Origin of the sequence: Serratia sp. CY74737 (assembly GCF_052166775.1) — a bacterium.
Taxonomy (GTDB): Bacteria; Pseudomonadota; Gammaproteobacteria; order Enterobacterales; family Enterobacteriaceae; genus Serratia; species Serratia ureilytica.
This window is the reverse complement of record NZ_JBJNOF010000009.1, coordinates 1-12,855: the sequence shown is the minus strand read 5'-3', so window position 1 is coordinate 12,855 and position 12,855 is coordinate 1. Positions and strand designations below refer to the sequence as shown.

At 49.0% G+C, this 12,855-nt stretch carries 12 protein-coding genes; 10 read left to right on the top strand and 2 right to left on the bottom strand.

Translation table 11 applies throughout. From position 1 onward, the window contains the following. Positions 1-29: 29 nt before the first annotated feature. From ACJ8PE_RS14205 to ACJ8PE_RS14160, 10 genes are read left to right on the top strand one after another with little or no spacing between them, the layout of a single operon-like run. Positions 30-1,433, top strand: coding sequence for a DNA circularization protein (locus ACJ8PE_RS14205; RefSeq protein WP_442536777.1), 1,404 nt, complete (start codon positions 30-32; stop codon positions 1,431-1,433). Beyond that, positions 1,430-2,500 carry a phage baseplate assembly protein gene (locus ACJ8PE_RS14200; protein WP_442536776.1) on the top strand — a complete coding sequence of 357 codons (1,071 nt, stop codon included), beginning with the start codon at positions 1,430-1,432 and terminating at the stop codon, positions 2,498-2,500. The genes ACJ8PE_RS14205 and ACJ8PE_RS14200 overlap by 4 nt, the downstream gene beginning before the upstream one ends. Further along, positions 2,497-3,087, top strand: coding sequence for a phage baseplate assembly protein V (locus tag ACJ8PE_RS14195; RefSeq protein WP_442536775.1), 591 nt, complete (start codon positions 2,497-2,499; stop codon positions 3,085-3,087). Before ACJ8PE_RS14200 ends, ACJ8PE_RS14195 begins: the two co-directional genes overlap by 4 nt. Then, positions 3,084-3,521 (top strand): phage GP46 family protein, encoded by a 438-nt coding sequence (locus ACJ8PE_RS14190; protein ID WP_442536774.1) that lies wholly within the window; start codon positions 3,084-3,086, stop codon positions 3,519-3,521. Before ACJ8PE_RS14195 ends, ACJ8PE_RS14190 begins: the two co-directional genes overlap by 4 nt. 3 nt (positions 3,522-3,524) lie before the next feature. Beyond that, entirely contained in the window at positions 3,525-4,673 is a 1,149-nt protein-coding gene (locus tag ACJ8PE_RS14185; RefSeq protein ID WP_442536773.1) for a baseplate J/gp47 family protein, read from the top strand. Beyond that, entirely contained in the window at positions 4,670-5,344 is a 675-nt protein-coding gene (locus ACJ8PE_RS14180; protein WP_442536772.1) for a YmfQ family protein, read from the top strand. Before ACJ8PE_RS14185 ends, ACJ8PE_RS14180 begins: the two co-directional genes overlap by 4 nt. Positions 5,345-5,374: 30 nt before the next feature. Continuing rightward, positions 5,375-5,887 carry a gp53-like domain-containing protein gene (locus ACJ8PE_RS14175; RefSeq protein ID WP_442536771.1) on the top strand — a complete coding sequence of 171 codons (513 nt, stop codon included), beginning with the start codon at positions 5,375-5,377 and terminating at the stop codon, positions 5,885-5,887. 52 nt (positions 5,888-5,939) lie between these two features. Next, on the top strand, positions 5,940-6,998 hold the full coding sequence (locus ACJ8PE_RS14170; RefSeq protein ID WP_442536770.1) for an acyltransferase family protein: 1,059 nt from the start codon (positions 5,940-5,942) through the stop codon (positions 6,996-6,998). A gap of 60 nt (positions 6,999-7,058) precedes the next feature. Then, the gene (locus tag ACJ8PE_RS14165; RefSeq protein ID WP_442536769.1) at positions 7,059-9,308 is read left to right on the top strand and encodes a hypothetical protein; all 2,250 of its coding nucleotides are present in this window, start codon (positions 7,059-7,061) and stop codon (positions 9,306-9,308) included. Positions 9,309-9,319: 11 nt separating this feature from the next. Next, positions 9,320-10,618, top strand: coding sequence for a phage head spike fiber domain-containing protein (locus tag ACJ8PE_RS14160; protein WP_442536768.1), 1,299 nt, complete (start codon positions 9,320-9,322; stop codon positions 10,616-10,618). A gap of 297 nt (positions 10,619-10,915) precedes the next feature. On the opposite strand, the gene ACJ8PE_RS14155 is transcribed toward ACJ8PE_RS14160, so the two are convergent. Together ACJ8PE_RS14155 and ACJ8PE_RS14150 are read right to left on the bottom strand one after the other, a co-directional pair. After that, positions 10,916-12,136: an ISL3 family transposase gene (locus ACJ8PE_RS14155; protein ID WP_128868570.1), complete on the bottom strand. Its 1,221-nt coding sequence runs from the start codon at positions 12,134-12,136 to the stop codon at positions 10,916-10,918. Between the two features lie 80 nt (positions 12,137-12,216). Beyond that, positions 12,217-12,657, bottom strand: coding sequence for a cupin domain-containing protein (locus ACJ8PE_RS14150; protein ID WP_180336643.1), 441 nt, complete (start codon positions 12,655-12,657; stop codon positions 12,217-12,219). Positions 12,658-12,855 lie beyond the last annotated feature (198 nt).

Genomic DNA, 12,855 nt, shown 5'->3' with positions numbered 1-12,855 from the left:
TCGGCGGTTTTTTTGTTTCTGGAGAATTTATGGCTCTGATCACTGATGCGATCTCATCGCTGCTTGGTGGCGGCGACAGCTGGGATTGGTTTGAGCATATTCACCCGGCATCATTTCGCGGCGTTCCTTTTGCAGTAGTCAGTGCCGAAGGCGTATTTGGCCGGCGCCAGGCCGTGCATGAATACCCTTATCGCAACACCGCCTGGGTGGAAGACCTGGGGCGTGGTACGCGCAAATTAACGATCAGGGGTTTCATCGTCCATAACAGCCTGGCGTATGACGCACCTGACGTGATAACGCAGCGTGATTCGCTGGTGGCTGCGTGCGAGAAGGAAGGGCCGGGTACGTTGATACATCCGACGCTTGGGGAGCTTACCGTAAGTGTGCCGGATGGCGGTTTGCGGGTACTTGAGAGCGTGGATAACGGCCGTTCCTTCGAGTTTACCCTGACGGTCATTGAGTCCGGTTTAAAGGTGTTTGCGATCACCGGCAGCACTCAGGCGGCATCACTGGTTCAGGCAAACTGGTTACGAACCGGCCTGATGGCGGCCACAAAATTTATTGCCACGGTTAAAGGTGAGATCCGCAGTGTAACCCAGACTATCAAGACGTTGCGCAATACCGCTGCGTTTTGGGGAAACATGGTGAAAAGCACCGCCAATGAAGTCACTAATCTCAGTAATGTCCTGAAATCGACCTTCGGTAGCGCCCGGTATGGGCGATACAACAAAGGCTCCGTAGGGGGAGGCGTTTCGGGATCAACCGGTGCAGTAAATAGAACGGCAGATACCGACAATTACGCCGGATTGGTTAACCAAAAAATGGCGCAAGCGGTAACAGGACGCGCTGAATTATTAGCGCTCACGGCCACATTTGAGGGCGTAGCCTCCGTGAATGCCTTCCCCGTTGATGCCAGGGCCATCATTGATGCGGTCATTTCGTTCAGCGGCAGTGTAGAAGAAAAAATCCGCATGCTGGAAACGTTGGCTTCGTATCGAAACACCACGTTTTACGCAACCTCTGGTGAAAATTCGGTAGCCAATGGCGCCACTATCCTGCTCTGCGTATTGTCCGCCGGCGCACTGGCAGCGACCGCCGCCAATTATGAGCCATCAAGCTATGACGATGCCATTTTGATGCTTAATCGCGTCTGCGACACGCTGGATGAGGTGCTGTTGATGGCGGCGGATGCCGGAGACGACGACGATTATATGAACCTGTTGCAAACCCGCGATGCGCTGGTCAACGCCTACAGCCAGAAAGGCGCCGTTCTTAGTTCACTGACCCAGGTTGTTATGCCCACATCGTTACCGGCGTTGGTGCTGGCCAACCGCATGTATCAGGACGGTGCTCGGGGTGATGAACTGGTTCAGTCTGTCGGGCCGCGCCATCCGGCATTCATGCCCACCAAATTTAAAGCGCTGAGAAAATGAAAGATGAACTGATTTTGACGGCCGGCGGTAAGCGAATTTCCGGCTGGGATTCTGTTCGCGTTACGCGAGGCATTGAGCGCTTGCCATCGGATTTCGACCTGTCGTTGATGGACTACTACCCCGGTAACGAAGAAAAGCAGCTGGTACTGCCCGGAGACAGTTGCACGGTGCATCTGGGGGATGATCTGGTTATGACCGGCTATGTCGATCGCTGGAATCCGGTGATTGGCAAAGAGCGTCATGAAGTTCGCGCTACGGGCCGGAGTAAATGCCAGGACCTGGTGGATTGTTCAGCTGAATGGCCTAACAACGTGATCAGCCAGGCTAATGCCCTACAGATAGCCCAAAAGCTGGCGGCGCCATACGGCATCAATGTCAGCAGCGACGTGAATGATATGACGACGGTTCCCCAATTTACCCTTAACTGGGGGGAGTCTTCGCAAGAAGTGATCGACCGGATCACCCGTTGGGCTGCGCTGCTGTATTACGACAAGCCCGATGGCTGTCTTTTCCTTACCCGCGTCGGAACCGCCAAGGCGGCCAGCGGCGTGGCGCAAGGGGAAAATATCGAGACGGCATCTTTCATGTCATCGATGGACGAACGGTTTTCCGATTATGTCGGGGTATCAATGTCGATGACGCCGGCGATGGAGTTGTCGCCGGATGGGGGCTATTCCGCCGTTACCCTGGCGCGCGCTCAGGATCCGGAAGTCGCCAAAATGCGCTACCGCAATCGGATTGTCATCGTTGAGAGCACCATGAACTCTCACGGTCAGGCGCAAAACTGCATCGACTGGGAGATGAACCGGCGTTATGGCCGTTCACGACGTCTGCAGGTGGAGATCGACAGCTGGCGAGACAAGGCCGGAAAACTGTGGGAGCCGAATACGCTGATCCCCATCAATATTCCTGTCTTTGGGCTCAATAACGTGCAGTGGCTTCTGGCGGAGGTCACTTTTACTCGTGACGAGCGGGGCACGCGGGCCAATCTCATCATGATGCCGAAAGAGGCATTTGCCGTTCAACCCTACCAATTCTATAGCCAGGTGCAGGAGCTTAATCGATGAATGACGGTATGTTGAGGCAGCTTGGGCGCAGGGTAGCCATGATGATAGGTCTGGGCAAGATCACCGGATACGGCGATGCCGGCGGCATACAAAAACTTCAATACCAGACCCAGATGGAAGTGAGAGGCGAAACCCCGCGTATGGCGGAGTTTGGATTTTCTTCCGGTCTCCCGATAGGGACGGATGTGGTGCTGGCGTATCTGGGGGGGGATCGTTCCAGCGCCGTGATCGTGGCCAGTAACAATCAGCAATACCGGCAATCGGGTTTAAAAAGCGGTGAGACGCTGATTTATAACCAGTGGGGGATGTTCGTAAAACTCACGGAAAATGGCATTGAGATAGAAGCGAAAGGGAAGCCGGTAACAGTGACCAATGCGACCACGGTTACCGTCACAGCCACTGAAAAAATCAGACTTGAAACACCGCGTTTGGAAGTGACCGGGGACGTGATAGACAACTGCGACAGCAATGGCGCCACATTGAAAGCCTTACGCGACACCTATAACGAGCACAGCCATGCCGTGAAAAATGTCCAGGGCGGCAACGATGAGAAAACCAGCGAGAAACCGGGGGAGATCGTCGAATGAGTGATATCAGCTCCTTTTGGGACATTGAACGGCTGGTGGCTGAGTGGCGTGAGGGACGCGGCGATTTGAACAATGGTGATGACCTGCAGACAGCGATGATTATCAGTCTGTTCACCGATCGCGTTGCCCGTGATGACGATGATATAGACGGAGAAGACCGCCGCGGCTGGTGGGGGGATATGGGGGAGGAGCATAACATCGGCTCCCGGCTGTGGTTGTTGCGTCGTCAGAAATTGACCCAGGCAGTTGCTCAAAAAGCGGAAGACTACGCCCGCGAGGCATTGCAGTGGCTGATCTCTGATGGTGTGGTGTCGTCGTTCACAATAGCAACCCAGATCGTTTATCCCCGCCGGCTAAATATGGTCATTCGCTATCAGCGTCCGGGTAACGGTGACCGCACGGACATGCGATTTTTTTGGGTTTGGGAGCAATAAATTATGCCTTTCAATCGGCCGACACTCACCGAATTGCGTGAGAAAAGTCGCACACAGCTTCAGGCTGAACTGAGAAAGACCGGTGCGCTGTTGCGCTATTCTAACATGCGTGTTTTGGCGGATGCTGACGCCGGCCTCGCCCATTTACATTACGGGTACCTGGATTATATCGCGCTGCAGTCCACCCCTTTTAATGCCACTGATGAATGGCTATCTGGATGGGCTGGTCTTAAAAGTGTCTACCAAAACCCGGCCAATCCGGCATCCACACCGTCTTATGAATTTAGCGGAACTGCGGGCGCGCCTGTCAACAAAGGTGCCGTGTTGCGCCGTGGTGATGGTTATCTCTACCGGCTTGAGGAGAGCGTAACGATCGGGGCAAATGGGAAAGGTGTCGGCAAGCTTACTGCAATCCTGCCCGACATTATCGACGACCCGACAGGGGGCGGTATTGACGGCAATGCGGATGCCGGCACGACCCTGACACTGGATGTTTCTCTACCCGGCATTGATGCCAGCGGCGTAATGCTCGAGCCCGCCACCGGCGGAGCAGACATTGAGACACAGGAAAGTTTCCGCGCCCGTATGCTGCTTGCCTATCAACATCCGCCCCAGGGTGGCAGCGACACAGATTATGAGCAGTGGGCGCTGGCGGTACCTGGTGTTACACGCTGCTGGCCCAAACGGCGCCTGATGGGGGCCGGTACGGTTGGGGTGTACATCATGTGCGACGGCAACGACGAAACCAATCACGGTTTCCCGGTAGGGACTGACGGTATTTCTCAGCTGGATGACTGGGGCGCACAGAAGGCTACCGGAGATCAGGGGCGTGTGGCTGATTACATCTACCCACGCGCGCCAGTCACTGCGCTGGTTTACGTTTGTTCGCCATCGGCCAAGACGGTGGATTTTGAGATCAGCGGCATTTCACATGTTGGCAGCGACATTACAACGGCCATTGCGGCGGCTATCGACAATGTCTTCTTCGAAGGCGGAACGCCGGTCGGCAATGGCAAGATCTTCCTCTCTGACCTGAACAGGGCAATCGGAGACATTGATGGCACAGCAGGCTTTATCCTTGTTTCCCCAACAACGAATATCGATCTGGGGATAGGGGAACTGCCGGTGCGTGGCGAGGTGAACTACACATGAGCCAGTTTACCGTAAAGGAGTATTCTCGCGCGCTGCAGGCGTTAATCCCGACCGGAATAGCGTGGCCGCGCGACCCCGGTGGGGTTCAGGGGGCAGTTATCCGGGCTTTGGCTACAGGGTTTCAGCGTAGCGATAACGATGCGATAGCGTTGCTTGTCGGCGCTTTCCCTGAAACCGCAACCATCATGCTGACTGAATGGGAAAAAACGCTGGGTTTGCCAGATGACTGTTCGATCGGTGAGGTTGACACGATAGCGAAACGGCAGGCGGCCGTGGTATCAAAATTTATCAGTACCGGCGGCCAGTCACGCACTTATTTTATCGGTATCGCCAGAGCGCTCGGTTACAACATCACCATCAAAGAATACCGCCAGGCGCGCGCAGGGCTGTCTGTCTGTGGCGACGGGTTAAATGGCGACGACTGGCCATTTGTGTGGCTGGTGGAGGCAGAGGAAACAACCATCTCCTATGCCCGTGCCGGAATGAGTTACTGCGGCGATCCGTTGCGCTCATGGGGAAACCGGCAGCTTGAGTGCCGAATGAATGCGCTCTCGCCTTCACATACGATCGTTAAATTTGGCTATATCAATTTTGGATTCAACGACGAGGGCGTTTACGACGTTACTCCAGAGTTTGCCGATATGTTCGACACTGCATCGGGCTATCTCTAATCAAATCTATATTAAATTTCAGGAGTTATCATGAGAAAAGTAGGAAGCACAACGGATACAGCAGATGCAAATGGTGAATATACGAATGGCAATGTGGCGCAGGGCATCCCGCCGACTATTATCAATGCCGAGATGTTGAACACTTTCCAGCGCGAGTTAATTGGCGTGGTGGAAGGTTCAGGGATGGAACTTAACCCGGAGGATGACAATCAAGTTTTTAAAGCGATTAAAAGATTCCTTGGAAATAACGTGACGGTGGAAAGTAACCCATTGGGGATTTGCTTTACAGTAAAAGATATTTTTAACGATGTGGTGATTACCATTCAAGCAGGAAAGTCAGTAATAAATGCATCGTCTGGTACTGTTAGTTTCCCTAAACCTTTTACCAGTAATGTACTTGCAGTAATACCGTCAAAAATTACCGATACAAATAGATATGTGTCGTCAGCTAATCATACCCTGAATGGGTTTGATGTTTTTGGATGGATCTCAGGATCATCAGGCAACGTGGACAATTTTAGTTATGTAGCTGTTGGGTGGTGATAAATTCTACCTATGTGGTATAATCCAATGATCTAAAATTGGGTAATGCCATATGAAAACAAGAAACTACATCATAGATGCATTCAGAGGAGTCGCTGTTCTATTGGTGACATCGTTCCACATTTTCCTCTGGTCTTCTTCTAGTGGGCTGCCATTGGGTAACTATTTTGACCTTTATGGCCCATTTGGGAATGGATGGATAGGGGTTGGGATTTTCTTCGTTATTTCCGGGCACTGCATGGGAATGTCAACAAGAAACATGTTTTCAAATGGTGTTTCACAGTCAAGTTATTTTCTTTATTTCTCAAAGCGTTTTTTACGGATTGCGATTCCGTACTACATTTCTATTTTGTTTTGGATAGTATTGATAAGATGTTATGGAGTGGCAGAAAAGCCAACTGGAATATATGACATTTTAACTCACATGACATTCATACATAACTTAAATGAAAGTACAATGTTTAGCATTAGCGGTGTTTATTGGTCGTTAGCTGTAGAAATGCAGTTTTATTTGTTGTTGCCAATTTTTGTTTTAATTTGCAAAACAGATCGCAATAGAATTATATTGCTTGCAATTTGCGCTGTATCTTCCATCGTTATTAATCTTATAACCGTGGATAGGGTGTTGACGTGGTCAATAATATCCTACCTTTATCTTTTTGTTTTGGGTTGGGTTTTGTTTGTCTCATCCGACTGTGGCTTAAGCTTTCGTAAATTAAAAGCAATAAGGATATCTTCCATTGTCGCTTTAGTTGTTATGCTTTTCTATAAGGGTGATGGATTTAATAACAATGTTAAACTTTATGAAATAGTTGCTTCTACTTTTGCGGCAATTTCTATGTGGTCGTTTGTTGTTGGAGGCAAGGGTAATGTTAACCCTACGATAGTGGTGAGATTGCTTTCATTTGTTGGTAAGTGTTCTTTTTCAATTTATCTATATAATTATGTATTTTGGGTTATACCAAGAGAGAGTTCATCAATGTTGATTTCAATGCTATCATTTTGTTTTGTGATAGTATTTGGTATAGCGATGTATTTTATTGTTGAAAATCCATCTGAAAGATTCAGAAAATATTTTTTCAGCGTAAAATCGAAGCAAGTGACAACCTAATCTATATTTTAACCAGTTTAAGAAAACCCGCCTTGTGCGGGTTTTTTTATGGAAATAACTATGGCTAATAGATACAACACCGGAAACCCACGTCCTTCTAACAGCATGAAGGATTTAAATGATAATGCTCTCGCATATGATGACTTCCTTAATGGCGAACAAGATGAGGCTTACGATCGGTTTCAAAAACCATTCCCTACGGTGCGTCGGCAGGTTGCTGATCGCATTGATGAGATAACTGGTGCGCAAAAGAGCATTGAGCAGTATACGGATGAGGCTAAGCAGGCAGCAGACAACGCCCAGAACATCGCAGACGCCAATACATACTACATCACACCAGAAGACCCTGACGGCACGATTGCTGGTATTGCTGGGACGCCATCAGGGAAATCATTTCGCGTTGCTCAGGGGGTAATGAGCGATTACGCTTTCATTTATTACATTAATAATAATGGTATTGCTGAGCCTGTTTCTGTTGTTCCTGGTATGAAGTCAGTTAATGAGGTCAGATCTCGTCTCAAGACAGTTCGTGACAAGTTTAGGAATGCCTTTATTGACTCAAAGGGAAAAGTGGGGGCAGGGCTAAATAAATCTATGGCGTGGTGTGCATTGGCATTGCAAAGCAAAGCTTTCAACATCACGGATAATAACGATGAAATATCAATGCAAATTGTTCCGCAGAGAGGGAAGGTAACATTCTCTAAAAACGGAAAAGTTGCAATGGAAATCAAGCGAAATGGTCAGGTAAGAATAGCTAAGCTTACAGCACTAGAAATGGATGCCAAAAATTTATCCATTGATTTCGCTGGTAAAGATATCTCAAAAGCTGAACTGCCATCAGTTGGTGCCTTCCAGGGTAATAGCGCCGGTGAGCTTACAGAATATGTAGCGCTCAACGGAATGCCTAGCTCGTATGGAAACCAACAAACGGCATCGCCAGGTGTTGCGATGCGTCGAATTGGCACGGTACTAAAAAAAGACGTTAGCAAATCTTGGATGAGTTCAATGGTGGAGTCACCCGCTATTTGGTGGGATGATTCTGACCTTCAGTATCATATGGTTTTTACTGCCTATTCAGGGACATTCACGCGTCCAGAAAACGGCTCTATAGGCCACGCAACCAGTATAGACCTGGTAAATTGGAATGTAGGTGATACTCCTATTTTAGTCGGCAGTGGTGTTGTTAATTCTGCGGACAGATACGGCTGTACTGGCCCTTATATGCTTCGTGGCGATGATGGTAAATACTATCTGTTTTATATTGGACTCCCAAACCCTGGCTATGAGGGGGGCATAAAACGTATTTGCCTTGCAGTTGCAGATTCGTTGGCTGATGTTGTCGCCGGTAACTTTACCCGTATGGGGGTGTTGATCGGCCCGGACTCAAGTAAGCCGTGGCGCTCCTCGGATGTTTATCATGTCAGCATTGTAAAGCGTAATAACGTGTTCTACATGTTCTTTAACTCAAAGGGAACGAGCGCGACAGGTGGCGATGATTCTCAAGGCAATGAACGAATCGGCTATGCATACGCGAATTCGTTAACTGGCCCCTGGATAGTTGATGATGCAAATGCGCCCATCATAAATACAAAGAATGGGACGTGGAAGTCAGCCAAAGTTGGAGATCCGAGCGTTAGGCGTGATGGCAAGTTCTGGTATATGAGTTATTTCGGCTTTGATGGTAGCAAGGCCTATGATTCTATAGCTGTAACTACCGATGATAAGTTCCCGCTGGGTTGGGTTGAACTTGGAAAGCCAACACTGTCACCAATACCATTTGCAATAAATGAATCTAAGTACGTACATAAGCCGTGGATCACTGTTGTTGGCGGTAAAGTCTACCACTTCACAACCGGGGAAGGGGCCGATCGTGTTATCACTCTATATGTATCAGGAGCTGGGGTTGATGACCGCTTTGCCCCAAGAACAGATGGAGTCGTAAGAAACGTAATTACACCGACAGGGGCCGGTGGAGAAGCTGTTGACGAATATTCTCCTGAGGTAAGCAATCTTCCTGTAATAAGGGCTGGTCAACGTAGTGATGGTTCATGGCAGATTTATAGGCCGGAAAAAAATGGGTTTTCAAAAAGCAACGGTATCAGGTTCGATGGCCGAAACATAGAGATTGGCGATGATAGCCAGCTACCGACAACTGCTGTTGATGGTTTTCTATATATACCTTCAATAAATGGAGTGCCTACAGGTACACCATCTTCAAAAAATGGTAAAAATCCGATTTGCGTTGACGCCGCTAATAAAAAACTGTGGGTTTATATTTCAGGCGCATGGTTTTCAACCAATCTTTTATAAGGTGAATGCACATGAGTGCTAACATAATTTCTTTTGATGATCAGGACTATACTAATTACCTCTATGTAATTCCAACCAAGGAATTTGATTTTACATCAGGAAGTATTAAAAGTATTGATGGTAGCATTTCGCTGATGTGTGGCAGGACAACCACAGCAAGGCAGTTTAATGAAAATGGGGATGTTGAGACGGTTAGCCCTGGCGTTGTCAGGTTCAAGCGAAATCCGTTAACAGGGAAAATTATCGGTCTCCTTGCAGAGCCATCATCGACAAACGTATTGAGTTATAACGGACAACTAACGAATAGTTATTGGACTCCGCACAATTGCACCATTACGCAATCGACAGTGTCAGGGCTTGATGGTATTCCGATGTTCAAACTGGCAGACGATGCGGTAAATACATACCATGGCTTACCATCGCCGACGACATCAATACAGGCGACCGGATGGGCTTCCGGAAAAGTCTATGCGAAAGCGGCTGAGAACAGCCACATATTTGTGGAGATCGGATTTCCCGGCGGCGGTATCACTTTCAATGTAACAGTGAATTTAAATGATGGGACATTCACAACAGGAGGGACTGCGAATGGTGTAGCGAAGACGACCAGTTGCAAAAACGGGATTTACCTCATAGAGCTTTCTGCACAAGCGGCATCTGTTGCATCTCAAACTGTTAGGTTGAGCATTCTCAATCACAACGGAGTTAGCCAAATATACGCGGGAACGCCGGGAAATGGCGTATATATACAATACCCACAACTGGAGCTAACTCCACGCTCTACATCCACGATCATTACTGCAAACGGCCCTGGTACGCGTGATGCCGATAATTATTATTTTATGATTCCTGCAGGGTTCGATTCGACGGATATGTCTATTTGTGCTGAGGTGATACCGACATCATTACCACTCGCCGCTTATGCTGCTGGCGAGGTCACGTCGGGGGTGCTTGCATTGCGAGATTCAAACCTAACTGGCTCAGCATCAGTAAGAGCCCTGATAGGGCGGCAAATGTCCTCATTGCTGCCACAAGCTTTTGCACGCACACAAACAAGCAATATCAGCTTGCTAGGAAAGAAAAAATGGCAATTAGAGAGGATGCTCATTGCATACAGCACTGCGGGGATCCTATCGTCCAATGGCGATGTTGTGTCAGCTGATCCTGGTTTCGTTCAATCATCATCGAATAGCATACAGGTGGGCAGCTCTAGGCCAGATGCTGAATATTTTGATGGTGTTGTCACGGGGTTGTTGCTTTATCAGGTGGCGCTGAGTGCTGATGATTTAGGGAAAGTGACTCAGCAATAACACCTGGCAGGGATGGATCCCGGCTATTTGTACAGCGTGGCAAAATCGAAGGTGATCGCGGCATCTACGGCTTTGTCCTCTGTTTCGAATGGCGTTTCTGAGACCAGCGGCCATCTCCCTCTGTGCCACATATCAAGCCTGATCCTGTCCCACTTACGGGATGGGTATCATTCACATAAACTATCTTTCTTTACCGATCAATATCCTACCTTTCTAACAAAAATCCGAACTTTCCCCCGTCAAAATCTTGCGCATATACTGTATAAAAACGGGTCTTCCCCGATCATGGTGGGAAGCTCAGAACGTCATATCCAGCTTCCCGTAATGGAACATCACCCCCAGTTTAAATCGCTCCCGGTTTCGATAGCCTCTGGCCTTGATCCTCAGCAGCCTTATTTTGCTGTTCAGCGCTTCGGCATTACCATTTGAGACGCTGTACCGCATTGCGTTAAGTATTCCGTATAACCTTTTTGTGATGGTTCCTGCCATGTTCCTCATTACCGGCACATCGCAACTTCTCGCCAGCGCTATCCATTGCTGCCAGTCTGCGCGGCGCTTGTCACTCCAGGGGCGGTTCCAGATATCTTTCGCCAGCTCTTTCAGTACCCAGCACTGGCTGGTCAGTTGCATTTGTTCTCTCAGCCATGCCAGTTTTTCCTGCCGGGGCTCTGTCATCCATTTTTCGCTGTATTGCCACAGGAAGCGGGTTCCTTTTGCCTGGCGGCGGCTGTCCACCGGAAGCCGGGGATGCTCGTTTTGCCGAGTCTTATCAACGATTTCACCCAGTTGCTTTGCCACATGGAAGCGGTCAAAGGCGATTTTTCCGACTGCTCCCGGAAGATGGATGCGCGCAGCTCTGATATACCCGGCATTCATATCCATTGAGAACGTTTTGACGGCCTCCAGCTGGCTGTTGGTGAGAGTGCGAAGATAGCTGGCAAGGCTTTCTGTTCCCCGATCATCTGTTAACGCCAGTGCGCGCCCATCACGGTCGGATATCACGGTGATGTACCGGTGTCCTTTTTTGAAGGCAACTTCGTCCACATTCATATGCCGGGCTGATAGCGGTCTTTTTATTCGAGCAAGACCACGTTTAACCGCCCGGGTCATAATGCCGTCAACCGCATTCCAGCTAAGTTTCAGCTGCTTTCTTACCGCATCAACAGTGCTGATTTTCAGCCAGGAAAGAACGAATGACTCGAACAACAACGTGTACCGGCTGCCGGGTCCGGCCCACGGAACGGGTAACGTCTGACATCCATGGTTTGGGCACATGACCCGGGGAACATTCGCCTCAACAACTGTCATGAACTGGCAGGTATCAAGATGGCGCCATTTACGATGACGGTGATCGTGAACAGAACAAGTTTTACCGCAGGTCGGGCAGGTTAACCGGGTGTTTACAGCGATTTCGACAGTGACAGTAACTGAACAGGCATTTTCATCGAGTGAAAGGGTCTTTACCTGCCACGGGGCTGACAGGTTGAGAATATGAGCGTAGAGGGACTTTTCGTCCATGGAGGTGACCTCTGGCGATTAAATAAACATCATCATGCCTCAGCCACCGCAACAAAGAAATACTCTCCCTTAGACCGTGTTTATCCAGCGGGTTTAGAAAGAGGGAGCCCTTTTTGCCCTGCGTAGAAGACCACAAGGGTAACACCTTCTTCACCTGTGTACCCGCGATGAGCGCTGTCAACCATCTCTGGTAATACCTCCCCGGCTTTTAAAAGTCGTTTTTCGCCAGTGGCTTTCTTTTCCACAGTTAATACCCCATTCAGTACATAAGCAGCATTAGGTATCGGGTGTTCATGCCAGGCAAGACTAGTATTTGGTGCAACAGTTATCTTAAGAACTGATAGCTGGGGAGTTCCTTTAGGATATTCCTTGTAAAGCACGCCATCCCAGGATTTTTCTGTCTCAAGAAGTTTTTCAACGTTAATACCGGGAGTTCCGTCATTGTGTGCCGCTGTATAAGGTGAAGCGATGAGAAAAGCTACAACAGTGCAGATTGATAACATTTGAGTAGTCAGGCGCATAACTGCGGATCCTTGTGCATGATTCACTGAAATTAAATGTACAAAACCATAGCACACCCACCATAACCGGGGAAGACCCATAAAAACACAGTAACAAGGCAACATTATGACTTTCTTTTATCCAACACCAAACCCAACCAAGCTCAAAATCCCGCTTTTCGCCGACAAGGTGCCGGCGGGGTTTCCCAGTCCTGCAGC

Excerpts from the sequence above, each read along its gene's own strand:
- ACJ8PE_RS14205 (WP_442536777.1), top strand. The coding sequence starts at position 30 with ATGGCTCTGATCACTGATGCGATCTCATCGCTGCTTGGTGGCGGCGAC.
- ACJ8PE_RS14200 (WP_442536776.1), top strand. The coding sequence starts at position 1,430 with ATGAAAGATGAACTGATTTTGACGGCCGGCGGTAAGCGAATTTCCGGC.
- ACJ8PE_RS14195 (WP_442536775.1), top strand. The coding sequence starts at position 2,497 with ATGAATGACGGTATGTTGAGGCAGCTTGGGCGCAGGGTAGCCATGATG.
- ACJ8PE_RS14190 (WP_442536774.1), top strand. The coding sequence starts at position 3,084 with ATGAGTGATATCAGCTCCTTTTGGGACATTGAACGGCTGGTGGCTGAG.
- ACJ8PE_RS14185 (WP_442536773.1), top strand. The coding sequence starts at position 3,525 with ATGCCTTTCAATCGGCCGACACTCACCGAATTGCGTGAGAAAAGTCGC.
- ACJ8PE_RS14180 (WP_442536772.1), top strand. The coding sequence starts at position 4,670 with ATGAGCCAGTTTACCGTAAAGGAGTATTCTCGCGCGCTGCAGGCGTTA.
- ACJ8PE_RS14175 (WP_442536771.1), top strand. The coding sequence starts at position 5,375 with ATGAGAAAAGTAGGAAGCACAACGGATACAGCAGATGCAAATGGTGAA.
- ACJ8PE_RS14170 (WP_442536770.1), top strand. The coding sequence starts at position 5,940 with ATGAAAACAAGAAACTACATCATAGATGCATTCAGAGGAGTCGCTGTT.
- ACJ8PE_RS14165 (WP_442536769.1), top strand. The coding sequence starts at position 7,059 with ATGGCTAATAGATACAACACCGGAAACCCACGTCCTTCTAACAGCATG.
- ACJ8PE_RS14160 (WP_442536768.1), top strand. The coding sequence starts at position 9,320 with ATGAGTGCTAACATAATTTCTTTTGATGATCAGGACTATACTAATTAC.
- ACJ8PE_RS14155 (WP_128868570.1), bottom strand. The coding sequence starts at position 12,136 with ATGGACGAAAAGTCCCTCTACGCTCATATTCTCAACCTGTCAGCCCCG.
- ACJ8PE_RS14150 (WP_180336643.1), bottom strand. The coding sequence starts at position 12,657 with ATGCGCCTGACTACTCAAATGTTATCAATCTGCACTGTTGTAGCTTTT.